This is a genomic window from Endobacterium panacihumi, assembly GCF_050847465.1.
In the GTDB taxonomy this organism is placed as follows: domain Bacteria; phylum Pseudomonadota; class Alphaproteobacteria; order Rhizobiales; family Rhizobiaceae; genus Neorhizobium; species Neorhizobium panacihumi.
Genome location: NZ_JBOZRA010000001.1, coordinates 1240851 through 1263163 on the forward strand (window position 1 = coordinate 1240851; position 22313 = coordinate 1263163).

Sequence of the window (22313 nt, forward strand, 5' to 3'; positions counted from 1 at the left end):
GACGCGCAGCTTGGCCTTGGCCGATTTCAGTTTCGCCAGGCCAACGCTGACACCGGTCGCGTTCGATGAGCCGGGATCTTCGAAAATTTCAACTTCATCGAATGCCATCAGATAAGGCTCCCCTGCTGGCCGGACTTTCCCGGCGTGGAAACTGGCTTGTTGGAATTGCCGGCCTCTTTCATCCGGCGCAGGTAATCGAGCGTGAGCGGCGAAATGCCGGGCTCGATCGTGACGTAATCGGACGAGCCGACCGTCTCGAACCTCGTCACCTTCACGCCTTCCCAGCCGTCATCGATGGACAGGCGGTTGAGCTCGTCGACCATGGCCTGGTGATTGATCCGGTTCTGCGCCGGATCCCGTGCGATGTCGCAGCCGTAAGAGATCGAGGTGAGGGCGGACATCATGTGCCCACCTCCATCTTCGCCTTGTGCCGGGCCTGAAACGTCGCCTTGTCGACCTTCGTCACGCGGCTGAACTCGCGGATTTCTTCGTCGTAGACGCTCAGGCCCAGCACCTGCGCCAGACCCATCAGGGTCACGCACACGCCGCCGACTTCCTGCGAAGGCAGGCCGGGCAGGCGGGAATAGACGCGGCTCGAGATCCGCTGCACATCGTCGACCTCGAGGCCAAGCGCCTGGCCGAGCTCGAGCGCCTCCTCGAGGAAGCGGCGGGCACGTTCTTTTTCGTCAAGCGGATCAAAATTCGGAAGATCGCCGAAGGTGGCGACGATCCATTGCAGAACGTCACGCTGGCGCGCGTCGCGAAATGTCTTCTCCAGCCCGACGGCAGTGCGGATCATAGTAGCCATTACGAAACTCCCTGCAGCTTGAGGATTTTACGACGCGCAGCGCCCTGCCAGTTGCGCAGCAGGCCATGAATGCCGGAAGTGCAGGACGTTGAGACGCCTGCCATCACCAGCTTGTCGCCGCCGAACGAACCCTTCTTAAAAACAGCACCTTCCTTCTCGACGAGCTCGCCGATCACGTTCATGCCGTATTCGTTGTATGCCTTGCGTTCCGGCTCACGCTCTTCGAAGCTGGGGCCGCCATGCTCCCAGTGAGGCCATTTGGGCCAGGCAGCCATCTTCTCCTCGACGGAGTTGACCAGGCGCGTCAGTTCTGCGGCGGTGGCCATCACATCGCCCTCGCGTTCGCGCAGGTGTCGTCATCGTGATATTCGGGCTCGTCGATCTGGCCGCAGGCGATGCAGCGCAAGGTGCCATCATTGACGAACTTGGGGTAATGGATGAACTTGCGATACCAGCGGCCATCGATCTCGATTTCGAGCTCGTCATGCGGCAGCCGGCCGACCAGCCATTCAATCCAGTAGAAGCCGTCAGTGCAGGGGCCGACAATGCCGCTCTGGGTAATCGACGGATCATGGATGATCTCGGCGCCCTTGCAGATCACCACATAGTTTGTACCGGTGCGGCTTTTGCCGGTCAGCAGGTAATGCATTCCCTGGCTATGGGCCGCACCGATCTGCAGGATGCGCTCGAGCGGCACTTCGCCGTCATACGGCACACCCAGCAGGATCATCCCGCGAGGTTCGAGGAAGGCGCGCACCCGCTCATTCATCTTGCCGTCGTCGGGGCCGTCGCAAAAATGCGGAACGTCTTTTGGCTCGATGGAGAGCAGGCACGCGATCACGGTGCGGAAGCAATCGCCCCAGACACCGTTTTTCGGATCATGGCGGAAAAGCTGTTGGTGCCGTTGGATCATTGGATCACCTCGGCCTTAAAAGCAGCACGCGCAACCGCATGGCGCGGGTAGCATTTGCCACGCACCCACTCGATGAACGCCGGATAGGTCGGGTCGCTCTGGGCCACGGCATAGGTCTCGATGCCCTTCGACCAGGCCGCCATGTTCTCGACCTCATAGAGAACACTGCCGCAATGCGGGCAGGCGGGAAGGGAATGGTCGCCGCTGGTCACCTTGCCGACCATGCGGATACTGTCCCACCAGGTGCAGCCCGCCGAATAGACGATCTTGCCGGCCGCCTCTGCCCGCGCGATCGCCGAGCGGATGGCGTTGGTGTCAATGCGAAATTTCGGCCGATGCGCCGGCGCCGACTGCGCACCCTTCAGGGCCGCGATATGCTGCTTGATGATGTTCATGCCAGACCGCCTTCCTTGAACTTGTCGGGAAAGATTTGCCGAATGACGGCGACGGTGGTCGGCTGTAGCTTCGAGTTGAACTTCAAGCCCCTGTGAATAGTGTTCTCGGGGACGCCGGATTTCCGGGCGAGTTCGGTTTTGGACAAGCCAGCCTCTTCACGCCAACGGTCGACAGTGGACCAGTGCAGCCGCATCGCTCAATTTCTCCATTGATTAAGCGATACAAGTTGTGATTTGCTGTGACTTGTCAACAGTACAAACTTCAAAATGCGCTAGGGCGTTCTCCACATTATGTTTCGAGTTGTGGAAAATATTCGCCAGAGACATATGGATTGGGTTGCATCAATCCTGGCGTCCAAACATTGGACGCCGCACCGCCTCGCCGTCGAGGCGGGCCTGTCTCCGTCGGCACTCAACAAGTTCCTGAAGGACCCTACCGGGACCAGGACGCTCAATAGCTATTCTGTTGAGAAGCTCGTTGCTGCCTCGGGCATGGCGCTGGACGGCATGATCGCCACGCCGCCACGCCAAGGCGTTGATGCGGAAGCGAAACTTGTTCCTGCGCCGGATCGGTTCAAGGACATGGGTAACGTCGTATCCTTTTGGGAAGTGTGTACGCGCGCGCTCGAGCTTGTCGGCTATGTGCCTGGTGACATCCTTGTCGTCGACGAAAGCTTGGACGCTCGACCTGGCGATATCATCGTCGCTAAGGTCTTTGACCGCTCCGGAAACTCGGAGTTCATCGTCCGGATTTACGAGCAATCGTACCTTCGTGCCGCAACCACTGATCCCGATGTCATGGTGCCGATCCTCATGAGCAAGGACGTCCAGATCTGTGGCGTCATGGTGCATTCTGTCCGCAACCGGCGCGCCGCCTAGTATCATTTGTTAAAACCTGACGCCCTCCGGCATGCGTTTGCGAGCCGTGGCTTGTTTTCCCCAAAAAAATCGCCCTAGTTGCAGTGATTGCGCATTGTCAAAATGACGCGTCACGGTCGAGTACCGTGACAGAGGTATCATCAAGTCAAAATAATCCATGGACTAATCATTGACAAACATTGACCACGGGGACATGTTTGGGCTGTCGCAACTGATTTGCAGGCAGGGAACGCAATATGCCTTTGGCAGAAAAACTCGTGAAACTCGCCGAGCTGGCTGAAGCGCTGGACCGCTCGGAAGATTGGGTCAAGCGCAACTGGCTGAAGCTGCACCTTGAAAAAGGCATGCCGCGCAAGCTCACCATCGGCTGGTCCTGGCCGCGCTCGTCGATGGAGCACTGGTTGGAAGAAGGCGCCGGCGGCGCCATCCGCATCGTCGAGGCCGAGCCGGCCCCCATGCCGGCCGTACCGGCCAGCAACGTCATCGCGCTGGCCGCGATCACCGCCAACCAGAACCACTTTCTCCGCCACCGCTACTCAGGAGGCCGGGCATGACCGATATCCTCTATTCCGGCATGGACCACGTCGAAGCGCTCACCCATTCGGATCCGGACGTTTCGTGCCTGGCCCGTATGGCGTCCAGCCAGTTCGCGCAGAACCTGGCGAATTTCCTCAATGCGGAAGTCGCGCGCGGCACCAGCCCGGTCACGCTCATGACCTCGCTGGCGCGGTTCCAGGTGCAGTCGCACGCCTGCCTGACGGCCCAGTTCATCGGCGAGCTCGGTTATCCTGCGGCGCTGGATCTCTACAAGTACGCGCTGGACAAGGAATATCTCGAGCATGCCGAAAGAGCGCGCTCGACGATGAAGCAGAGGAAGCGGGCATGACATCCGTTTCCGAAAATCCGGCCGTCACCAATCCGAAGAAGCACCTTTCTAAGGTGCAGCAGGATGCGCTCGGCGCGATCCAGTTCTTCCGCCATCAGCAGCCAGGCCGCTTCGAGATCCGCATCGGCAACAAGCGTTTCTCGAAACAAACGATCACCGCTCTGGAAAACCAGAAGCTGGTGACCTGCCGTCGCGGCGAATACACCGTCACCATCGCCGGCGGCCTGGCGCTGGACAAGCTGAAGGGCGGAAACGCATGAGCGCGCAGGATCCTCGCACCCTTCTGGCCGAGCTCGATGCATCCGTTGAAAGCACCGACGCCATCATGCAGCGTGCCATGTCCGCCCTGCGTGAGGTCATCGCCGATCGTGAACAGCTCGAGGCGATTGCCCGGCAGATGTCCGTTGCCCGCGCCGCCTCCAGCGCCGTCCTGGTCGAGGCCGCATGCGCCCTGCATGAGCAGGCCACCGGGCGCAGCGTGTTCGACCTGGACATGGAAACGCGGAGGCTCGCGTCGTGACCTTCCTGCAGATCTTTCTCGCAGCGGCCGCCGGCAACATGGTCGGCACCATCTTCATGGCGGGGGTCATCTTCCTCCTGCTGCGGCCCTACTGGGGCAACACGCCATGACCGACGCCGACTGGACGGCGATACGCCTTGCGCTGTTCATTGTCGCGGCCGCCTTCGCCGTCGGCTTCGTTCTGATCGATTGAATTCCCGTCCGGGCACGTGGCTCGGGCAGGCAAGGCGGGGCCGGTGGGCGGCTGAAACCCCCATAGGCGGACCTCGGCCCCGCCAATTCACTTTCCCCCGCGGCTGCACCCCCAGGGCCGCTACCCGGCGGCGATGTATCGCGTGTCGCCGGGTTTCTTTTTTTCAGAGGACAGCCTCATGACCACGACCAGTGAGAAGGCCGAGATTTTCGAAAGATGGCAGGGCAGGTGGCAGGCCCGCATGGGCCGGATCGCCAACACCGGACATACGATCCGTGCTGAAAACGGCCGCTTCACGGTCACCAGCATCATCAGATCCGGCGGCCTGCTTTGCCACCATGCAACGCGGGAAGAGGCGGAAACAGATATCCGCCGCGAGTGGACAGTGTTCGAAAGCCGGCACGCCCCCGAAACCAGCCGAGAATTTGATGCGAGATGGAGCGAACTCAGCCGGGAGCAGAATTTGGCGGAGATGAACCTGCGAAACCCACTGGCCGATCGCGCACTTCGTCCCACGCTGAAAGCCGGAGACAGACTACGCGCGACAAAGTCTCAGTGCGGCTCTCGCGAGGCGAGCTTCATTTTTCACCATTGGGACATGGGCTGGATCGTCAGCACCGGCAAGGCCAGCATTTCGCCGGGCTCTGTCTACAGCGTCAACGGAAAGGTCCTGAAAGTATGAGCGACAAAGCAAACCCACCGCCGCAAACACATGTGAAGCCGTCTGACGAGCTGCGAAAGCGCGTCATGCGGGCCATCTTCGACCCCGGCGCGACTGAGGGCTTCAAGGGCGATCGCGACCTGACGACATGGCAAACGGATGCCGTGATGCGCGCGCTCGCCACCACGGAGGGCCAGAACAATGGTTAAGCTGACACCGGTGCAGCGAGAGGTTCTAGGCCATTGCCAAGATTGGTCAGCGGCATTTGAGGTCGCGGAACGGCGCGTAGATGACGGCGCCAGAACGGACTGGAAGCGGACACAAGACGTCCTCATGTCTCTACATAAGCGCGGGCTGGTCGAGCACCACCAAGGCAACGCGACTTATCGCATGACGGAAGCTGGTCGTGCCACTCTCAACCCCGCCCCGCAAACGAGGGAGGTGGGTAGCGATGACTGAAGCCGACATCCTTCCATGCCCGTTCTGCGGCTCGGATCCAGACGTGATCGAGTGCGGCGTCGTCAGATACATCAAGTGCTCGGAGTGCGGCACGGAGCAAGACGGCGACATCCTGATCTCGCACATGGTCGCCAGGTGGAACCGCCGCGCCGGCGTGCAGCCGCTCCCCCGTCACGAGTTCGACGAAGCGGACATTCCCTATGGAGAGGGCCACCATGGCCGAGATTAAAATCAAGCATGTCGAGTGGCGCGACGGGCGGCCGCGCTTCCGGCCAGGCAAGGCCATGCAGGATGCGGGCTACAAGTCCCAGGACCTGAAGCATGCAAATGGCACTTGGTACAGCCAGGGCGAGGCGCTGGATTGGTCCAACAAGTTGGTCGTGGAGTTGACGGCCCGAAAGGCGGAAAGCGAACTGGCGGCCTCGTCTGTGGCGCTGCCTGTCGTCACCCCGCCGATCGCCATGCCGCGCGCTCAGGTCTACCCGGTCTCGAAACTGTTCGAGGACTGGCTCAAAAGCCCGCGCGTGCTGACCAAGGCACCGAACACCATCAAGGACTACAAGCAGAAATCTCGCGTACTGGAAAACTGGGACCCGGATCTCTGGGCCTGCGAGGTATCGTCGCTCGACCAGATCATTTGCTACGGCCTCTATGAGGATCTCTGGCAGGCCAAGGGCATTGCAACAGCGCGCGGCGCGATGGTCGTTTTCGGCATGGCGATCAAATGGGGCATGCGCTCCGGCCGCATCAAAGGCATGACGATGAACCCGGCGCGGGATCTCGACATGATGCAGCCAAAGCCGCGCGCACGTTTCCTGACCCGGCAGGAATTCGAGACGATGATCGAGACGGCCGAGGCGGCACCGTTCTTCCGGAAGGATTTTGCCGACATGCTCTTCTGCGGCGTCTGGACCGGCCAGCGCCAGGCCGATCGGCTCGAGCTGCAGCAGTCAGCCTTTCGCGCCGGCCGTTTTGTGCTTCGCCAGAACAAGACGGGCGCGATCGTTAATCCTCCGGTGGCGCCGGCGTATCAGGCGCGCCTCGATGCCGCCGCAGAGCGCCGAAAGGAGAAGGGCATCATCAGCCCCTTCACGCATCTCAACGAAAGCACCTGGGCGCCCTGGAACAACTACACCTATCGCAACCTCTTCTCCGAGATCCGCGCCGCAGCGGCCGTCAAGCTGCCGAGCCTGAAAACCTGCATGGAGAAGGACATGCGCGCCACCGCCGTCACTTGGATGGCGCTCGCCGAAAACACCCTGCCGCAGATCTGCGCAGTGTCGGGCCACAGTCTGCAGGGCGCGCACCAGATCCTGAAACACTACCTGCATCTTCATCCGGAGATGGCGAGCACGGCGATCGGCAAGATGGTGACCTGGTACGACGAGGGCGGAAAAACGGATCTGGCGGTTTAATCAGCTGCCTCAACCGACGAGAGCCTCTCCTCCAAATCTTTTATCGTCGTGCGCATTTCATTGATATTGATCTGAGCGCGCTCGGCGTCGACGAGTAGCCGTGAGTTTTCCGAAGCCAGCCTTGAAAGGGTGAGCCTGTCATCGCGGCTACGCCTCTCCATTTCCTGCAGCATGCTGGACTGGCGATTTATTATGTTCGCCTGCTCATTGATCGCTTCGTTCTGCTCGTTGTGCAGGCACGTGAGCCATTTTACAGCGCCGTCGATCGAAGAAGCAAAATCGTAACCCCGACTTTGAAAACACATCGCCTGCGCCTGACTGGTGAAAACCAACCCAAAAAACAAGATAATGATCCGCATGCAGCCCCGCTTCACCTTAGATTTCGGCATTAGTAATTACTTGCAGCCAACGTAGGCCGCCGCTAGATTCAGTTCGGCGCTAGGTCTGTCACGACGTAAGCCAGTGGTCGAGCTCTCGCGTTGCGAGGTGGCGTTGGTTCAAATCCAACCGCAAGGCTGGCCTAGCGTTCAAGGCAAGAAGCGTTAGCGTCCATTTGTTCCGACGTTAATATTTCTGCCAACGGCCACGCAACTTCAGCGTCCGACGGTGGCCAAATCCTGGTCATGCCGGGCGGGCTTAGCTTCCTGAAAGACTGCTGCGCCGCCGCAACCGACGAACTCACGACAAGCAGTGCAATGTTATTGAAACCGATCATTGTCGATTGAGTGTTGCACTTCTCGGTCCTGCCGAACAGCTCGGGACCAAACGCAGCTAAGGCTGCCTGCGCACCGAAATGCCGAAATCGCAAAATCCATCCCGGCAGATTATGACGGCCCAAGAATATCGCCCAGTGATCGGGCGGTGCGCCGTGCTTCATCAACAGCTCCCGGTCATTGTCACTGACGGCAATGTGCTTTGGGTCATCGTACTCTGCTATGCATGTTCGTAGAGCCGCCCATGTGGCTAGAGATTTTTGATCCTCAACTTTCAACGAAAGCGGTTTCTCCAAGAACATGTCCTTGATGAGGGGCCGGGTTAGTTGCTCAGTAGAGCTCATCCAGCCGCCGTTGCAACCTTTGCAGACAACGCGAAACCGCTTGTTTCGCCAGTAACCCTGCTCGCGAACAAGGTCCGGCGTCAACACGAGGGTGTTTGCGTTCGCCATTACTCCGACCATCCGGAACCCTCCTCGGTAAGGCTCCTTGCTCGTTTCAACAACATGAGGATGCAGCCACTTCGGCCAAAGATGCTCTTTCGTGAGCCCGCCACCGCCACAGAAGGCACATTTGCCCGACTGTTTTGCCATTCGTTCACCCCTGCAATCACCAAGAATCGCTCTTCGCTCTCAAGTAGATTGGGGTTTTGGCTCGAAACTCGTCAAGGTGGAAAGCTTGCGCATGAACACGCGCTTCCTTCACGAGCTATGCAGTTGTAAATCCGTTCATTTTCACATCAGTGGAACAGCTGTTCGATATACACGCGTTTCACCATAGTTCCACGCGGCACCATCGTTAACGTTCTGAAGTCATTGAAACCAATGATGACTTTTAATCAGTAGGTCCAGGGTTCGAACCCCTGCGCTCTCACCACCTTACCGGCACCCGATCCTCACACTCTGCAATCGGAATTTATTTCCAACTGATAATGTCTGTATCAAGTCCCGTCCGGTGCTGCTGGTCGGCGACGAGTGCGGAACAGAACTGCGGCAAAACTCGTTGATGGGCGCGGACTTTTGTCCCGCATATCATCACGAGGAGAAAGAGCCATGAGCATCTTTACCAAGATCAAGAACGCCATCTGGGGCCATCCTGCGGCAGCGGCCACGCCTTCGGCACCTGCACCCGGCGCCACTTCCGCCGAGCCATCGGTCACCAGCGCCGCCCCCGTTGGTGGCACGGCTTCAGCCTCACCGGCTACCTCCGGCGCGTCGACCGCATCCACACCGACGGCATCGGCCGCATCCGCTTCAGCGCAACCCGTCGATATCGCGCCTATTCTCGATGCGGCCGTCAAGAACAGCGGTCAGAAACTCGATTGGAAACACTCGATTGTCGACCTGATGAAGGCGCTGGGCATGGATGCGAGCCTTGCGGAGCGCAAGGAACTGGCGGAGGAACTGGGTTACACCGGTGAGAAGAATGGTTCCGCCGAAATGAACACCTGGCTGCACAAGGCGCTACTCAAGAAGCTGTCGGAAAACGGTGGCAAGGTACCCGCAGATCTGCTGGATTGAGGTTTCGATCTCGGTCATTCACTCTTGAAACAAGCTCGCCATGCGCGGGCTTGTTGCCGATTGGTGGAGGCGGCCCCCCAAGGGCAAGCTGACATTCGTCAACACGCGCCAACCTGACGCATTCACGCTCCAGCTGCTGCCGCGTATCTCTTCGCCCGTCCGGGGCCGTAGCTCAGCTGGGAGAGCGCCGCAATCGCACTGCGGAGGTCGGCGGTTCGATCCCGCTCGGCTCCACCAAACCTTCTTCTTGTCTGCTTAAAACGAACAATACGGCAATCTGCGCCGCAAAAGGTGATTGGCAAGCGGTTGCCGTCGGGGCTAGGAGAACGCTGTCTTCCGTTCTGGAGCCGAATGCGTGTCGATTGCCGAAATCTCCCTGCTGAGCGCGCTGTTCGCCGGCGCTCTCTCTTTCCTGTCGCCCTGCGTGTTGCCGCTGGTGCCGCCCTATCTCTGTTATATGGCTGGTGTATCCGTGGAGCAGTTCCGTGGCGGCAAGGCGGATGGGCCGGTGGTCGTCAGTGCGGAAACCAAACGGGCGATCCTGCTATCGGCCTTCTTTTTCACGCTGGGGTTTGCCACGGTTTTCGTGGCGCTGGGGGCTGGCGCATCATCGATCGGCGTGATGTTGCGCCAGCATCTGGATATTCTCTCCAAGATCGGCGGTGTGATCATCATCATTATGGGCCTGAACTTTCTAGGCCTCTTTCGCATCGGCGTGTTGGCGCGCGAGGCGCGGTTCCAGGGCGGCGGCAAGCCGGCGACGCTGTCGGGCGCTTATGTGATGGGCCTTGCCTTCGCCTTCGGCTGGACGCCCTGTATCGGCCCAATCCTCGGCACAATCCTCGGCGTTGCCGCCTCGCGTGACACGGTGGGCGAGGGCGTGGCACTGCTCTCCGTCTATTCGCTCGGCCTCGCCGTACCCTTCTGGATTGCCGCTGGTTTTTCCGGCGCCTTCATGCGCTTCCTCAGTCGTTTCCGCCATCATCTGGGCCGGGTGGAAAAGGTCATGGGCGCCCTGCTGGTGATGACGGGTATAGCCTTCCTGTTCGGTTTCATTTCCGACATGGCAATCTGGTTCCAGCAGACCTTTCCAATTCTCAGCCAGATCGGCTGAGGCACGTCATTCTTGCCACTGTTATGCTGCTCCTGCCTTTTTGGTCCTAGTCCCGATCATTATCTAGCGACGCAGGAGCATGAGCAGCCAGCCGTGTTCCACAAGCTTGTGGCAGCAACGTCTTTCCATGGCCTGATGCGTGACCGTTTTGGGTTCTTCTCCCCAGGTCAGCGATAAAGCTGTGACAACTGCTGTTACGAATGGAACGCCAAGCGTTCATCGGCCGTTCACGGATCGCGGAGCCATATTGTCCGCCCTCAGGAGATATACAAAATGCGCCGAATAGCATTAATAGCAGCAGTCGTTTTGGGATCGTTGGCCGCTGGTTCAGCTTACTCGATGCCGATCGTTTCGACCTCGTCCACATCGTCGCTTGTTCAGAACGCCGATGCCGTGTGCGGACGCGGTTTCCGCCTGGCGCCCCATGGCGTGTGCTTTCCCGATAGAGGCGAACGCCGATATGAGAATCGGAGAGATCGTCGCGAACATGCGAGGGATCGACGCGAGCGAAGAGAACGTGAGGAATGGCGGGACCGCCGTGATAGACGCGAATGGCGCCGCCACAGAGAATGGCGCGAGTGGTGACAAACTGATGAGAAGTGTCGCGCACATGTGCGAGGGGAAACTGTATCGGCTGTCACTATAAGCAGTCGTAGCGTATGCGCTACATTGGAGTTCAGGCCGATCCGCCATCGAGACGGTGGAAATCGGTTATCTGTTAGGACGCGGCGTCCGCCACCATTTTCATCACCGCCTTTCTTCGGCGGTGATGCTGCCGTTCGTTTTCTATCTGATCGGGTTAGGCTTCTTTCCTGTGCAACGAAGGCTTGAACGTGCGCAGCAGATCGCGAACGCCGCGGCCAGGCTCTACACCCTCACGCATCAACAGGTTTCTAAGCGGGCTGATGCTGGTGAGCAGATGCAGGCCACCGGCGCGGGCCAGCTGCATCGGCAAAAAATCCGACAGTAGCGAGCGGTTGAGCAGGTCGACGCCAAACGTCCGGGTCATAATGTCGGGGCGGCGGCGGCGTTCGAAACGGTCGCCGGTATCGGCGGCGATATCGCGACGATCGGCATTGCCGACAAGATCGACCAGCGCCATCACGTCGCGAAGTGACAAATTGAGGCCCTGTGCGCCAATCGGCGGGAAAGCGTGGGCGGCTTCACCCACCAGCGCGATGCGACCCTTGCCAAAACGTTTGGCCATCAGGCTGGAGAGGGGCCAGCTCTGCGCACCGGCTTCCACCTCAACCTTGCCGAGGATGGACTGCATGCGGCGCTCGACTTCCAGCGACAGTTCATCGAGCGACAGTGCCAGCAGGCGTTCGGCCGTTTCCGGCGTCACCACCCAGACAAGGCTGGAGCGGCGGCCGGGCAGGGGCACCTGCGTGAACGGGCCGGTTTCGGTGTGGAATTCGGTCGAAACATTGCCGTGTGGCAGTTCATGCGAAAAGTTCAGCACGACGGCCGACTGCGGATAGGCCCATTTTTTTACGTCGATGCCGGCGCCATTGCGCAGGATCGAATTGCGGCCATCGGCACCGACGGCGAGCGCCACGTCGAGGCTCTCACTATTCCCCAGTGTCAGCGTCACCTTGTCGGCAGCCGGTTCGGCTTTTTCGACGGTCGTGTCAATGCGGCGGATATTCACTTCGGCTGCGACGGCCTTTTCCAGAACATCCGACAGCGCCTTGTTGGGGATGTTGTATCCGAAGGCGGCAAGGCCAAGTTCGGCGGCACGGAACTGTGCCGGCGGCGCGCGCAGCAGGCGATCGGTGCCATCAATGATCTGCATGACCTGAAGACCGGCGGAGGAGGGTTCGATCAGCTGCCAGAGGCCGAGGCGGTCCATGAAGCGGATCGACTGGTCCATCAGCGCCGTGGTGCGCTCATCATTTCCGGCTTTCACCGGGCCGATCAGCGCCACCTTGCGGCCGCTGCGGGCCAGAGCCAATGCCGCCACGCTTCCGGCCAGTCCGTGTCCGACGACGGCTATCTCGACATCATGCATGGCAGAACTCCTTGATTGCTGAGGCTCATTTATGCCTTTCGGGCGCACTTATCCATAAGCGATTTTGCCGGTTTTAACCGTTGCGACAGGCGGAAGGTTGCATTGCCGGGCGATTGGCCGCATACCGCTTTGCTTGAATAAGAGATAGGGAATACCTTTTTGATCCGGCGCATCTTCAACTATCGCAAGGTTCCCTACGCGGAGATCCGCGCCTTCTCCGTTCATATGCTGACCGCCTCCGGTTCGTTTTTTGCCTTTCTCGGCGTTGTCGCCGCCTCGGAGTCGCGTTTCGTCGACATGTGGTGGTGGCTTGGCCTCGCGCTTTTCATCGATGGCATTGACGGCCCGATCGCCAGAAAAGTGCGGGTGCGGGAAGTGCTGCCGAACTGGTCGGGCGACATGCTCGACAACATCATCGACTACGTCACCTATGTGCTTCTGCCCGCATTTGCGCTCTACAAGAGCGGCATGATTGGTGAACCATGGTCCTTCGTGGCGGCCGGCATGATCGTTGTGTCGAGCGCCATCTATTATGCCGACATGGGCATGAAAACCGACGAATACTTTTTCTCCGGTTTCCCGGTCGTCTGGAACATGCTGATCTTCACACTGTTCGTCATCCAGCCGAGCGCCGTGACCGCCATGATCATCGTTGCCGTTTCGGTAGTCCTGACCTTCCTACCGATCAACTTTCTGCACCCGGTCCGTGTCAAACGACTGCGACCGCTCAATCTCGGCGTCTTTTTCGTCTGGTGTGCCTTGAGCGGTTATGCGCTGCTCTTGCATTTCGACAGCCCGAGCTGGCTCGTCTGGGGTGTCGTGGTCACCGGACTTTACCTCTACGTGATCGGTGGCGTGCTGCAGATGTTCCCTAGGCTTGGTGCACCCAAATAAGATCTGTGGCCGCGTGGCGTTTGCAGTTGTGCATGATGATAAAAAGAGCTTGAATGTTTTTTAGGCGTTGATACGAGAACGCCTTTACAGATCGCAGCATCGGGGCAGCAGGTTTCAAAGAAAACCGCCCGCGGTGAACGAGGGGAATTGAGTGGTTTCATCGCAGGATCAGGGAGAGCCTTCGCTTCTTTCGGTTCGAGGGCTGACGAAGCTTTTCGGCACGTTCGCCGCATGCGACGGGATCGATCTCGATATCCGCCCCGGTGAAATCCACGCACTTCTGGGCGAAAACGGCGCCGGCAAATCCACGCTCGTCAAGATGTTGTTTGGCGTGCTGCAGCCCAGTGGGGGCCAGATTCTTTGGCAGGGCCAGCCGGTTTCCATCACTTCGCCCGGCCAGGCAAGAAATCTTGGCATTGGTATGGTTTTTCAGCATTTTTCGCTGTTCGAAGCCCTGACCGTCGGTGAAAATATCGCGCTGTCGCTCGATCCGAAAATATCGCTGTCAAAAATCTCCGACGAGGCCGCCTCGCTGTCGCGAACCTACGGCCTGCCGCTTGATCCCAAGATGCATGTGGCCGATCTGTCTGTTGGCGAACGTCAGCGCATCGAGATCGTGCGCGCGCTTCTGCAGAACCCGAAACTGATCATTCTCGATGAACCGACCTCGGTGCTGACGCCGCAGGAAGCCGACCGTCTGTTCGAAACGCTGTTCAAGCTCAAGACAGAGGGGCGTTCGGTTCTTTACATCAGTCACCGTCTCGATGAGGTGCAGCGCATCTGCGACCGCGCCACCGTTCTGCGGCATGGCAAGGTGACCGGTGTCTGTGATCCGCGCCAGGAAACGCCGGCCTCGCTTGCCCGCATGATGGTGGGGAGTGATGTGGCAGCGGTGCATCGCGAAGATCTCGGTACTCCCGGCGAGGTTCTGCTCGACGTCAGATCGATGTCGTTTGCGCCGCGTACGCCATTTGCCGTCGCGCTGAAGGATGTATCGATGCGTGTGCGGGCCGGCGAAGTGCTGGCGATCGCCGGCGTGGCCGGCAACGGCCAAGGTGAGCTTTTTGACGTGCTTTCGGGTGAATATCCGGCCGCCGATCATGAAACAATCAAGATTCGCGGCACGTCGGTTGGCCGTATGCGCATCAACGGTCGCCGCCTGTTGGGTGCCGGTTTTGTGCCGGAGGAACGGCACGGTCATGCGGCTGTCGCGCAGATGTCGCTCTCCGACAATCTGCTGCTCGCGCGGGCACATTCCGATCGTAAGGCGTTTTTGTCAGGCGGTTTTGGCAAGGTGATCCGCCACGGCGCCGTGAAGGCGGCGGCGGCCCGCATCTGTCAGGCGATGGATGTGCGCAAGAGTGGTCAGGACCCGGCAGCTGGGTCGTTGTCTGGCGGTAATCTGCAAAAATTCATCGTCGGGCGCGAGCTCGATCGCCAGCCCTCCGTGCTCGTTGTCAACCAGCCGACCTGGGGTGTCGATGCCGGCGCTGCCAGCCGAATCCGTCAGGCGCTGATCGATCTCGCCAAATCCGGCTCGGCCGTGGTGGTGATCAGCCAGGATCTCGACGAGATTTTTGAAGTGGCGACATCGATTGCTGTCATTTCCGAAGGCCGGCTTTCCGAGGCTTATCCGGCTGGCGAACTGTCGCTGGAACGCATCGGCCTTTTGATGGGCGGTATTCACGATTCGACCCAACACGCCTCTGATGATGCTTCCAAGCCTGGTGAGGCAGCGCATGCGCATTGAACTCGAGCGCCGCGCGCGTGCCTCCACAGCTTTTGCCGCCTTTTCGCCGCTGCTTGCGCTGGTCCTGACACTGTTTTTCGGCGGCTTGATGTTCTGGCTGATGGGGAAGGACCCGATCGCCACGCTCTACACATTCTTCATCGAGCCGCTGTTCGATGTCTGGTCGCTGCATGAACTAGTGATCAAGGCGGCACCACTGATCCTGATCGCGGTCGGCCTCGCCATCTGTTTTCGCTCCAATAACTGGAATATCGGCGCCGAAGGCCAGTTCACCATGGGCGCGATCACCGGGTCGATACTGCCGGTTCTGATGCCGCAATGGCATTCGGCACTGCTTCTGCCGGCCATGCTGATCATGGGCATGGTGGGCGGCGCGCTATACGCCGGCATTCCGGCGCTACTGAAGACACGCTTCAACACCAATGAAATCCTCACCAGCCTGATGCTGGTCTATATCGCCCAGCTGTTTCTCGACTGGCTGGTGCGTGGCCCCTGGCGCGATCCGCAGGGCTATAATTTTCCAAAGACCATCAGCTTTGCGCCGGAAGCGATCCTGCCGGAACTGCTGGACTCCGGCCGTGCCCATTGGGCTGCGGTGTTCGCCATCGTCGCCGCCATCGCTTTGTGGTTCATGATGCGTTTCATGCTCAAGGGTTTTGAGGTTTCCGTACTCGGTCAGGCCGAACGGGCAGGGCGGTTTGCCGGCTTTTCCTCGAAAAAGATGGTGAGGTTTGCGCTGATGCTGTCCGGCGCTCTGGCCGGGCTTGCCGGCATTTCCGAAGTATCGGGTTCCATCGGCCATCTGCAGCCGTCGATCTCGCCGGGTTACGGCTTTACCGCCATCATCGTTGCTTTCCTCGGCCGGCTCAACCCGATCGGCATCATCGCCTCCGGACTGGTTCTGGCGCTGACCTATCTCGGCGGCGAAGCGGCGCAGTTGTCGATCGGCATTTCCGACAAGGTTTCGCGCGTATTTCAGGGGCTTTTGCTTTTCTTCGTACTCTCCTGCGATACGCTGATCCTTTACCGCATCCGGCTGGTCTTTTCCGGCAACAAGACTGAGGCGGGAGCTCAAAAAAATGTTTGAAGCGATCCTGCTGACCGTCATGACTGCCGCAACGCCGCTGGTGATCGCCGCCATGGGCGAACTGGTGGCGGAGCGATCCGGCGTGCTGAACCTCGGCGTCGAGGGCATGATGATCATGGGCGCGGTCTGCGCCTTTGCGACTGCCCACATGACCGGCTCGCCCTATCTCGGCATTCTGGCCGGCATTGGTGGCGGCGCGCTGTTTTCGCTGCTGTTCGGGTTCCTGACGCTCACACTCGTCACCAATCAGGTAGCGACCGGTCTGGCGCTCACCATTCTTGGTCTCGGCGTCTCGGGTCAGCTGGGTGAAAGTTTTGTCGGTCTCGCCGGCACGAAGCTGCAGCCGATTGTCTTTCCGGTTCTGTCGGACATTCCGTTCATCGGTCGCGTCCTGTTCGCGCAGGACCTGATCTTCTACCTATCGATCGCGCTGATCATCGGCGTCAACTGGTTCCTGTTCAAAAGCCGCACGGGCCTGAAGATGCGCGCCATCGGCGATAATCACGGTTCCGCCCACGCGCTCGGCATCAACGTCGTTCGCACGCGGTATCTGGCCGTGCTGTTCGGTGGCGCCTGTGCAGGCCTTGCCGGCGCCCAGCTGTCGCTGGTCTATACGCCGCAATGGGTGGAGAACATGTCGGCAGGACGTGGCTGGATCGCCCTGGCGCTTGTCGTGTTCGCCTCATGGCGTCCGTGGCGCATTCTCGCCGGTGGTTATCTTTTCGGAGCCGTGACGATCGGCCAGCTGCATGCGCAGGCTTTTGGCGTGGGCATTCCGTCGCAATTCCTTTCGGCACTTCCTTATGCCGCCACTATTGTCGTTCTCGTGATCATTTCGCATAATCGCCGCACGACACTCATCAACACGCCGGCCTCGCTCGGAAAACCTTTCGTTCCGGACCGATGACAGCGCGCAATAACAAACGAACAAACACTTCAAGCCAACAGGGGTTGAAAATGAAGAAGCTGATCATCGCACTTGCTGCGTCTGCTGCCGTTCTCGGTGGCATGTCCGGCGCTGCCCAGGCGCAGGAAAAGTCCAAGGTATGTTTCATCTATGTCGGTCCGAAGAGCGATGGCGGCTGGACGCAGGCGCATGACATCGGCCGCATGGCGCTGGAAAAGGCGATGGGCGACAAGATCGAGACCGCCTTTCTCGAAAACGTGCCGGAAGGCCCGGATGCCGAACGCGCCATCGAGCGCATGGCCCGTTCGAACTGCGCGATGATCTACACGACCTCGTTCGGCTTCATGGATGCCACCGTCAAGGTTGCGGCAAAGTTCCCGAAGGTGAAGTTCGAGCACGCCACCGGCTTCAAGGCGGCTGAAAACATCGCCACCTACAACTCGCGCTTCTACGAAGGCCGTTACATCCAGGGTCAGATCGCGGCAAAAATGTCGAAGAAGGGCCTTGCCGGCTACATCGCCTCCTTCCCGATCCCGGAAGTGGTGATGGGCATTAACGCGTTCGAACTGGGCGCGAAGTCGATCAACCCGGATTTCAAGATCAAGGTCGTATGGGCCAATACCTGGGCTGATCCGGGCAAGGAAGCCGACGCTGCCAAGGCGCTGGTCGACCAGGGCGTCGACATCCTGACGCAGCACACCGACACGACCGCGCCTATCCAGGTTGCTGCCGAGCGCGGCATCATGGCCTTCGGTCAGGCATCCGACATGATCGCGGCCGGCCCGAAGACGCAGCTGACGGCGATTGTCGACACCTGGGGTCCGTATTACATCAAGCGCACCAAGGCGATGCTGGACGGCACGTGGAAGTCGGAACAGATCTGGGACGGCCTGAAGGACGGCATTCTGACCATGGCGCCCTATACCAACATGCCGGATGACGTGAAGGCGATGGCCGAGGAGACCGAAGCCAAGATCAAGTCGGGCGAACTGCATCCGTTCACCGGCCCGATCAAGAAGCAGGACGGTTCTGAATGGCTGAAGGCCGGCGAAAAGGCCGAGGACGGCGTTCTGCTCGGCATGAATTTTTATGTCGAAGGTGTGGACGACCAGCTGCCGAAGTGAGGCGATCTGGTCGGCTTTGAGCCGCTGAAATAACGAACTGTGAAAAGGGCACGCCACAAGGGGTGCCCTTTTTGTTTTTGCCCGATAAAAGCCGTTCATAGCGTTTCAATCATCCTGCCGTTAAATAACGATCAGGATTGACCCAAGGAGTTTTCGCCGATGAGCCGCACATGTCTGGCCGTGATCCTCGCCGCAGGCGACAGCACCCGCATGAAATCGTCGATGTCGAAAGTGCTGCATCCGGTCGCCGGCCGACCGATGATCGCGCATGTCATGCAGGCAATCGTCGGTGCCGGCATGGGCGATGCGGCGCTGGTTCTCGGACGCGACGCCGAAAAGGTCGAAAAGGCGGCGCAGATTGGCGGAATCACCACATCGAGCTTTTTGCAGACTGAGCGCCTCGGTACCGGCCATGCCGTGCTGGCGGCGCGCGAAGCGATTGCCAAGGGTTATGACGATGTGGTCGTGGCCTATGGCGACGTGCCGCTGATCACACCCGTACCCTTTGCCGCAGCCCGTGAAAAGCTTGCTGAAGGCGCCGATATCGTCGTCATCGGTTTCCACACCGACAAGCCAACCGGTTACGGCCGTCTGCTGGTGGAAAATGGCGAACTGATCGCCATCCGCGAGGAAAAGGATGCGACCGACGAGGAACGCAGGGTCACCTGGTGCAATAGCGGCCTGATGGCGATCAATGGCGCCAAGGCGCTGGAGCTGCTCGACAGGATCGACAACAAGAACGCCAAGGGCGAATATTATCTGACCGATCTGGTCGAGATCGCCCGCGCCGCCGGGGGCAAGGTCGTCGCCGTCGATGCGCCGGAAAGCGAACTGACCGGCTGCAACAACCGCGCTGAACTCGCCTATATCGAAAAACTCTGGCAGGAGCGCCGCCGCCACGAGATCATGGTCTCTGGCGTGACGATGATTGCGCCGGAAACAGTGTTTCTCTCCTTCGATACCGAGATCGGTCAGGATGCACTGATCGAGCCGAATGTTGTCTTTGGACCCGGTGTCACTGTCGAAGGCGGCGCGATCATCCATGCGTTTTCGCATCTGGAAGGGGCGCATGTCTCTGCTGGTGCGACGGTCGGTCCTTATGCGCGCCTGCGTCCGGGCGCCAATCTCGGTGCTGGCTCCAAGGTCGGCAATTTCTGCGAGGTCAAAAAGGCCGAGATCGGCGAGGGCGCCAAGGTCAACCACCTGACGTATATCGGCGATGCCTTTGTCGGCGCGCATACCAATATCGGCGCCGGTACCATCACCTGTAACTATGATGGTGTGAACAAACACGAGACCCGTATCGGCGCGGATGCCTTTATCGGCTCAAACTCGTCGCTGGTGGCTCCGGTGAGGATCGGCGACGGCGCCTATATCGCTTCCGGTAGCGTCATTACCGACGATGTGCCTGCCGAAGCGTTGGCATTCGGCCGCGCCCGTCAGGAGGTGAAGCCTGAGCGTGCCAAGCTTATCCGCGAACGTGCGCTGGCGCTCAAGAAGGCCCGCAGCGGCAAGTAACTAAACCGTCAAAACGTTAAGCTGAAAGGGAGTGCGGAATACCGCGCTCCCTTTCTTTTTGGGGTGTTTAAACTCGCTCTTTACATGTTTCTAAATGTTAACGGTGGAGCGTTACGGTCAGACATTGAAAGTGACCGTCTACCGGATTGCGTAAGTTACTGGATCGGCTAGGTATTCGCTCGGATCTAACCAAACGGGAAAAGCGTACATGTGTGGAATTGTCGGGATCGTCGGAAAAGGCCCGGTGGCAGAGCGTCTGGTCGATGCGCTGCGCAGGCTCGAATACCGCGGCTACGATTCGGCCGGTGTCGCCACCATCCATGACGGCGTGATGGATCGCCGCCGCGCCGAAGGAAAGCTGTTCAACCTCGAAAAGGCGCTCGACGGCGAGCCGCTGCCGGGCAATATCGGCATCGCGCATACCCGCTGGGCCACCCATGGCGTGCCGAACGTGCCGAATGCACATCCGCATTTTGTCGATGGCGTCGCCGTCGTCCATAACGGCATCATCGAGAATTTTTCCGAACTGAAGGACGAACTGGTGGCCGAAGGCGCCGTGTTCGAAAGCCAGACGGATACAGAAGTCGTTGCGCATCTTCTGGCCAAATACACCCGCGAAGGCCTCGACCATCGCGCCGCCATGCTGAAAATGCTGAACCGCGTGCACGGCGCCTATGCGCTGGTGGTGATGTTCAGGGATGCGCCGGACACCATTCTGTCGGCCCGTTTCGGACCGCCGCTGGCGATCGGACACGGTCGTGGCGAGATGTTTTTGGGTTCGGACGCGATTGCACTGTCACCGTTCACCAACGAAATCACCTATCTGGTCGATGGCGATTTTGCCGTCATCACCCATGACAAGCTCGATGTCACCGACTATTCCGGCAAGCCGGTAAAACGCCAGAGCCAGATTTCCCAGGCGGCGGCCTATGTGGTGGACAAGGGCAACCATCGCCACTTCATGGAAAAGGAAATCTACGAGCAGCCGGAAATCATTTCGCATGCGCTCGGCCATTACGTTGATTTCGCCGCCAACACGCTGAAGCCACAGGCCGGCACGATCGATTTTGCCAAATTGTCCGGACTTGCCATTTCTGCCTGCGGCACGGCCTATCTCGCCGGCCTCGTCGGCAAATACTGGTTCGAGCGTTATGCGCGCCTGCCGGTCGAAATCGATGTCGCCTCGGAATTCCGTTACCGCGAACTGCCGCTGTCGCCGACGCAGGCGGCCCTGTTCATCTCGCAGTCCGGCGAGACAGCCGATACGCTCGCCTCTCTGCGGTATGCCAAGGATCAGGGGCTGAAAATCGGCGCCATCGTCAACGTGCAGGAATCGACAATTGCGCGGGAATCCGATGCGGTCTTCCCGATCCTTGCCGGCCCGGAAATCGGTGTCGCCTCCACCAAGGCCTTTACCTGCCAGCTGGCGGTTCTGGCTTCGCTTGCCATCGGTGCTGCCCGTGCGCGCGGCACGATCGATGCGGCGGCGGAAAAGGAAATGATCGGCCACCTGATCGAGATGCCGCGCATCATGAGCCGGGTGCTCAACGCCGTGCAGCCGCAGATCGAAAGCCTGTCGCGTGATCTGTCGCGCTTCAAGGATGTGCTGTATCTCGGCCGCGGCACCAGCTATCCGCTGGCGCTGGAAGGCGCGCTGAAGCTGAAGGAAATTTCCTATATCCACGCCGAAGGTTATGCCGCCGGTGAACTCAAGCATGGCCCGATCGCGCTGATCGACGAGCATATGCCGGTCATCGTCATCGCCCCTTACGACCGCTTCTTCGACAAGACGGTGTCGAACATGCAGGAAGTGGCGGCGCGCGGTGGCAAGATCATCTTCATCACCGATGAAAAGGGTGCAGCCGCCACCAAGCTTCCGACCATGGCAACCATCGTGCTGCCGGAAGTCGATGAAGTGATTTCGCCGATGATCTATGCCCTGCCGATCCAGCTGCTCGCCTATCACACGGCCGTCTTCATGGGCACGGACGTCGACCAGCCGCGCAATCTGGCAAAATCGGTCACCGTCGAGTGATTTTTCGCGCCGAGCAACCGGGTGACGCGGCGGCGATTGCCGCCGTCACCGCGGAAGCTTTTGCCGGCGTGCCGCATAGTGATGGCAGCGAACCTGCCATCATCGCGCGTTTGCGAGAGGCCGGTGCGCTGACAGTTTCGCTGGTGGCAGGGATAGATGGCGTGGTCATCGGCCATGTCGCCTTTTCGCCGGTGACGTTTTCAAGCGGTGAGGGCGACTGGTATGCGCTCGGACCGGTTTCCGTTCTGCCGGAGCATCAGGGGCAGGGCATTGGAGCCCGCCTGATTCGTGATGGCCTGGAGGCGATCAAAAATCTCGATGCGGCCGGCTGCGTCGTGCTCGGTGAGCCGGCTTATTACCGCCGTTTTGGCTTACTTTCCGACACAGGCCTCATCTGTCCCGGCCTGCCTCCGGAATATTTGATGGCGCTGCCCTTGCGGGGGCAGGTGCCATCCGGCATTGTTTCCTTCCATTCCGCCTTTGGCGTCGACGCAGCATAAAATCAGGCTTT

28 protein-coding genes and 1 tRNA gene are annotated in these 22313 nt (G+C 59.7%); 20 read left to right on the forward strand and 9 right to left on the reverse strand.

The features are described 5' to 3' along the window. Positions 1-107 precede the first annotated feature (107 nt). From ACRQ1B_RS06165 to ACRQ1B_RS06190, 6 genes are read right to left on the reverse strand one after another with little or no spacing between them, the layout of a single operon-like run. A complete protein-coding gene (locus tag ACRQ1B_RS06165; RefSeq protein ID WP_432292760.1) occupies positions 108-404 on the reverse strand; it encodes a hypothetical protein in 297 nt (98 codons plus the stop codon). Then, positions 401-808 carry a hypothetical protein gene (locus tag ACRQ1B_RS06170; protein ID WP_432292761.1) on the reverse strand — a complete coding sequence of 136 codons (408 nt, stop codon included), beginning with the start codon at positions 806-808 and terminating at the stop codon, positions 401-403. The genes ACRQ1B_RS06165 and ACRQ1B_RS06170 overlap by 4 nt, the downstream gene beginning before the upstream one ends. Further along, positions 808-1134, reverse strand: coding sequence for a hypothetical protein (locus tag ACRQ1B_RS06175; protein WP_432292762.1), 327 nt, complete (start codon positions 1132-1134; stop codon positions 808-810). Before ACRQ1B_RS06175 ends, ACRQ1B_RS06170 begins: the two co-directional genes overlap by 1 nt. After that, positions 1134-1721 (reverse strand): hypothetical protein, encoded by a 588-nt coding sequence (locus ACRQ1B_RS06180; protein ID WP_432292763.1) that lies wholly within the window; start codon positions 1719-1721, stop codon positions 1134-1136. The genes ACRQ1B_RS06175 and ACRQ1B_RS06180 overlap by 1 nt, the downstream gene beginning before the upstream one ends. After that, a complete protein-coding gene (locus tag ACRQ1B_RS06185; RefSeq protein WP_432292764.1) occupies positions 1718-2116 on the reverse strand; it encodes a hypothetical protein in 399 nt (132 codons plus the stop codon). The genes ACRQ1B_RS06180 and ACRQ1B_RS06185 overlap by 4 nt, the downstream gene beginning before the upstream one ends. After that, positions 2113-2262, reverse strand: coding sequence for a hypothetical protein (locus ACRQ1B_RS06190; protein ID WP_432292765.1), 150 nt, complete (start codon positions 2260-2262; stop codon positions 2113-2115). The genes ACRQ1B_RS06185 and ACRQ1B_RS06190 overlap by 4 nt, the downstream gene beginning before the upstream one ends. Positions 2263-2443: 181 nt before the next feature. Between ACRQ1B_RS06190 and ACRQ1B_RS06195 the strand changes: the two genes are divergently transcribed. The 9 genes from ACRQ1B_RS06195 (at position 2444) to ACRQ1B_RS06235 (ending at position 7129) form a co-directional block, all read left to right on the forward strand. Next, positions 2444-2995 (forward strand): LexA family protein, encoded by a 552-nt coding sequence (locus ACRQ1B_RS06195; protein WP_432292766.1) that lies wholly within the window; start codon positions 2444-2446, stop codon positions 2993-2995. A gap of 236 nt (positions 2996-3231) precedes the next feature. Next, positions 3232-3549: a hypothetical protein gene (locus ACRQ1B_RS06200; protein WP_432292767.1), complete on the forward strand. Its 318-nt coding sequence runs from the start codon at positions 3232-3234 to the stop codon at positions 3547-3549. Beyond that, a complete protein-coding gene (locus tag ACRQ1B_RS06205; RefSeq protein WP_432292768.1) occupies positions 3546-3881 on the forward strand; it encodes a hypothetical protein in 336 nt (111 codons plus the stop codon). Before ACRQ1B_RS06200 ends, ACRQ1B_RS06205 begins: the two co-directional genes overlap by 4 nt. Further along, the gene (locus tag ACRQ1B_RS06210; RefSeq protein ID WP_432292769.1) at positions 3878-4141 is read left to right on the forward strand and encodes a hypothetical protein; all 264 of its coding nucleotides are present in this window, start codon (positions 3878-3880) and stop codon (positions 4139-4141) included. The genes ACRQ1B_RS06205 and ACRQ1B_RS06210 overlap by 4 nt, the downstream gene beginning before the upstream one ends. Then, positions 4138-4401: a hypothetical protein gene (locus tag ACRQ1B_RS06215; protein WP_432292770.1), complete on the forward strand. Its 264-nt coding sequence runs from the start codon at positions 4138-4140 to the stop codon at positions 4399-4401. Before ACRQ1B_RS06210 ends, ACRQ1B_RS06215 begins: the two co-directional genes overlap by 4 nt. A 371-nt stretch (positions 4402-4772) precedes the next feature. Beyond that, positions 4773-5276 (forward strand): hypothetical protein, encoded by a 504-nt coding sequence (locus tag ACRQ1B_RS06220; protein ID WP_432292771.1) that lies wholly within the window; start codon positions 4773-4775, stop codon positions 5274-5276. Then, a complete protein-coding gene (locus tag ACRQ1B_RS06225) occupies positions 5273-5464 on the forward strand; it encodes a hypothetical protein (RefSeq protein WP_432292772.1) in 192 nt (63 codons plus the stop codon). Before ACRQ1B_RS06220 ends, ACRQ1B_RS06225 begins: the two co-directional genes overlap by 4 nt. 242 nt (positions 5465-5706) lie before the next feature. Next, entirely contained in the window at positions 5707-5943 is a 237-nt protein-coding gene (locus ACRQ1B_RS06230) for a Lar family restriction alleviation protein (RefSeq protein WP_432292773.1), read from the forward strand. Then, positions 5930-7129 (forward strand): tyrosine-type recombinase/integrase, encoded by a 1200-nt coding sequence (locus ACRQ1B_RS06235; RefSeq protein WP_432292774.1) that lies wholly within the window; start codon positions 5930-5932, stop codon positions 7127-7129. The genes ACRQ1B_RS06230 and ACRQ1B_RS06235 overlap by 14 nt, the downstream gene beginning before the upstream one ends. On the opposite strand, the gene ACRQ1B_RS06240 is transcribed toward ACRQ1B_RS06235, so the two are convergent. Together ACRQ1B_RS06240 and ACRQ1B_RS06245 are read right to left on the reverse strand one after the other, a co-directional pair. Further along, positions 7126-7488 (reverse strand): hypothetical protein, encoded by a 363-nt coding sequence (locus tag ACRQ1B_RS06240; protein WP_432292775.1) that lies wholly within the window; start codon positions 7486-7488, stop codon positions 7126-7128. The two genes, ACRQ1B_RS06235 and ACRQ1B_RS06240, sit on opposite strands and share 4 nt — an antisense overlap. 161 nt (positions 7489-7649) lie before the next feature. Continuing rightward, positions 7650-8435, reverse strand: a complete 786-nt coding sequence (locus ACRQ1B_RS06245; protein ID WP_432292776.1) for a hypothetical protein — start codon at positions 8433-8435, stop codon at positions 7650-7652. A gap of 459 nt (positions 8436-8894) precedes the next feature. On the opposite strand from ACRQ1B_RS06245, the gene ACRQ1B_RS06250 reads away from it, so the two are divergent. From ACRQ1B_RS06250 to ACRQ1B_RS06260, 3 genes are all read left to right on the forward strand, one after another. Beyond that, positions 8895-9362, forward strand: coding sequence for a DUF3597 domain-containing protein (locus ACRQ1B_RS06250; RefSeq protein ID WP_432292777.1), 468 nt, complete (start codon positions 8895-8897; stop codon positions 9360-9362). 161 nt (positions 9363-9523) lie between these two features. Continuing rightward, a tRNA-Ala gene (locus ACRQ1B_RS06255) sits at positions 9524-9599 on the forward strand. Positions 9600-9717: 118 nt separating this feature from the next. Continuing rightward, on the forward strand, positions 9718-10476 hold the full coding sequence (locus ACRQ1B_RS06260) for a cytochrome c biogenesis CcdA family protein (RefSeq protein ID WP_432292778.1): 759 nt from the start codon (positions 9718-9720) through the stop codon (positions 10474-10476). A gap of 799 nt (positions 10477-11275) precedes the next feature. Here the strand turns inward: ACRQ1B_RS06260 and ACRQ1B_RS06265 are convergent. Beyond that, positions 11276-12487, reverse strand: a complete 1212-nt coding sequence (locus tag ACRQ1B_RS06265) for a UbiH/UbiF family hydroxylase (protein WP_432292779.1) — start codon at positions 12485-12487, stop codon at positions 11276-11278. A 159-nt stretch (positions 12488-12646) separates the two neighbouring features. On the opposite strand from ACRQ1B_RS06265, the gene pcsA reads away from it, so the two are divergent. The 8 genes from pcsA (at position 12647) to ACRQ1B_RS06305 (ending at position 22302) form a co-directional block, all read left to right on the forward strand. Next, positions 12647-13381 carry a phosphatidylcholine synthase gene (pcsA, locus tag ACRQ1B_RS06270; protein ID WP_432292780.1) on the forward strand — a complete coding sequence of 245 codons (735 nt, stop codon included), beginning with the start codon at positions 12647-12649 and terminating at the stop codon, positions 13379-13381. A gap of 151 nt (positions 13382-13532) precedes the next feature. Then, positions 13533-15131, forward strand: a complete 1599-nt coding sequence (locus tag ACRQ1B_RS06275; protein WP_432292781.1) for an ABC transporter ATP-binding protein — start codon at positions 13533-13535, stop codon at positions 15129-15131. Continuing rightward, a complete protein-coding gene (locus tag ACRQ1B_RS06280; RefSeq protein WP_432292782.1) occupies positions 15121-16218 on the forward strand; it encodes an ABC transporter permease in 1098 nt (365 codons plus the stop codon). Before ACRQ1B_RS06275 ends, ACRQ1B_RS06280 begins: the two co-directional genes overlap by 11 nt. Continuing rightward, complete coding sequence (locus tag ACRQ1B_RS06285; protein WP_432292783.1) at positions 16211-17125, forward strand: ABC transporter permease; 915 nt, start codon at positions 16211-16213, stop codon at positions 17123-17125. Before ACRQ1B_RS06280 ends, ACRQ1B_RS06285 begins: the two co-directional genes overlap by 8 nt. 50 nt (positions 17126-17175) lie before the next feature. Further along, complete coding sequence (locus ACRQ1B_RS06290; protein ID WP_432292784.1) at positions 17176-18249, forward strand: BMP family ABC transporter substrate-binding protein; 1074 nt, start codon at positions 17176-17178, stop codon at positions 18247-18249. Positions 18250-18408: 159 nt separating this feature from the next. Continuing rightward, complete coding sequence (glmU, locus tag ACRQ1B_RS06295; RefSeq protein WP_432292785.1) at positions 18409-19767, forward strand: bifunctional UDP-N-acetylglucosamine diphosphorylase/glucosamine-1-phosphate N-acetyltransferase GlmU; 1359 nt, start codon at positions 18409-18411, stop codon at positions 19765-19767. Between the two features lie 208 nt (positions 19768-19975). After that, positions 19976-21802 carry a glutamine--fructose-6-phosphate transaminase (isomerizing) gene (glmS, locus tag ACRQ1B_RS06300; RefSeq protein WP_432292786.1) on the forward strand — a complete coding sequence of 609 codons (1827 nt, stop codon included), beginning with the start codon at positions 19976-19978 and terminating at the stop codon, positions 21800-21802. Further along, positions 21799-22302, forward strand: coding sequence for a GNAT family N-acetyltransferase (locus ACRQ1B_RS06305; RefSeq protein ID WP_432292787.1), 504 nt, complete (start codon positions 21799-21801; stop codon positions 22300-22302). Before glmS ends, ACRQ1B_RS06305 begins: the two co-directional genes overlap by 4 nt. Positions 22303-22313 lie beyond the last annotated feature (11 nt).

Bases quoted from the DNA above. Each gene is read 5' to 3' on its own strand.
- ACRQ1B_RS06165 (WP_432292760.1), bottom strand. From the start codon at position 404: ATGATGTCCGCCCTCACCTCGATCTCTTACGGCTGCGACATCGCACGG.
- ACRQ1B_RS06170 (WP_432292761.1), bottom strand. From the start codon at position 808: ATGGCTACTATGATCCGCACTGCCGTCGGGCTGGAGAAGACATTTCGC.
- ACRQ1B_RS06175 (WP_432292762.1), bottom strand. From the start codon at position 1,134: ATGGCCACCGCCGCAGAACTGACGCGCCTGGTCAACTCCGTCGAGGAG.
- ACRQ1B_RS06180 (WP_432292763.1), bottom strand. From the start codon at position 1,721: ATGATCCAACGGCACCAACAGCTTTTCCGCCATGATCCGAAAAACGGT.
- ACRQ1B_RS06185 (WP_432292764.1), bottom strand. From the start codon at position 2,116: ATGAACATCATCAAGCAGCATATCGCGGCCCTGAAGGGTGCGCAGTCG.
- ACRQ1B_RS06195 (WP_432292766.1), top strand. From the start codon at position 2,444: ATGGATTGGGTTGCATCAATCCTGGCGTCCAAACATTGGACGCCGCAC.
- ACRQ1B_RS06200 (WP_432292767.1), top strand. From the start codon at position 3,232: ATGCCTTTGGCAGAAAAACTCGTGAAACTCGCCGAGCTGGCTGAAGCG.
- ACRQ1B_RS06205 (WP_432292768.1), top strand. From the start codon at position 3,546: ATGACCGATATCCTCTATTCCGGCATGGACCACGTCGAAGCGCTCACC.
- ACRQ1B_RS06210 (WP_432292769.1), top strand. From the start codon at position 3,878: ATGACATCCGTTTCCGAAAATCCGGCCGTCACCAATCCGAAGAAGCAC.
- ACRQ1B_RS06215 (WP_432292770.1), top strand. From the start codon at position 4,138: ATGAGCGCGCAGGATCCTCGCACCCTTCTGGCCGAGCTCGATGCATCC.
- ACRQ1B_RS06220 (WP_432292771.1), top strand. From the start codon at position 4,773: ATGACCACGACCAGTGAGAAGGCCGAGATTTTCGAAAGATGGCAGGGC.
- ACRQ1B_RS06225 (WP_432292772.1), top strand. From the start codon at position 5,273: ATGAGCGACAAAGCAAACCCACCGCCGCAAACACATGTGAAGCCGTCT.
- ACRQ1B_RS06230 (WP_432292773.1), top strand. From the start codon at position 5,707: ATGACTGAAGCCGACATCCTTCCATGCCCGTTCTGCGGCTCGGATCCA.
- ACRQ1B_RS06235 (WP_432292774.1), top strand. From the start codon at position 5,930: ATGGCCGAGATTAAAATCAAGCATGTCGAGTGGCGCGACGGGCGGCCG.
- ACRQ1B_RS06240 (WP_432292775.1), bottom strand. From the start codon at position 7,488: ATGCGGATCATTATCTTGTTTTTTGGGTTGGTTTTCACCAGTCAGGCG.
- ACRQ1B_RS06245 (WP_432292776.1), bottom strand. From the start codon at position 8,435: ATGGCAAAACAGTCGGGCAAATGTGCCTTCTGTGGCGGTGGCGGGCTC.
- ACRQ1B_RS06250 (WP_432292777.1), top strand. From the start codon at position 8,895: ATGAGCATCTTTACCAAGATCAAGAACGCCATCTGGGGCCATCCTGCG.
- ACRQ1B_RS06265 (WP_432292779.1), bottom strand. From the start codon at position 12,487: ATGCATGATGTCGAGATAGCCGTCGTCGGACACGGACTGGCCGGAAGC.
- ACRQ1B_RS06280 (WP_432292782.1), top strand. From the start codon at position 15,121: ATGCGCATTGAACTCGAGCGCCGCGCGCGTGCCTCCACAGCTTTTGCC.
- ACRQ1B_RS06285 (WP_432292783.1), top strand. From the start codon at position 16,211: ATGTTTGAAGCGATCCTGCTGACCGTCATGACTGCCGCAACGCCGCTG.
- ACRQ1B_RS06290 (WP_432292784.1), top strand. From the start codon at position 17,176: ATGAAGAAGCTGATCATCGCACTTGCTGCGTCTGCTGCCGTTCTCGGT.
- glmU (WP_432292785.1), top strand. From the start codon at position 18,409: ATGAGCCGCACATGTCTGGCCGTGATCCTCGCCGCAGGCGACAGCACC.
- glmS (WP_432292786.1), top strand. From the start codon at position 19,976: ATGTGTGGAATTGTCGGGATCGTCGGAAAAGGCCCGGTGGCAGAGCGT.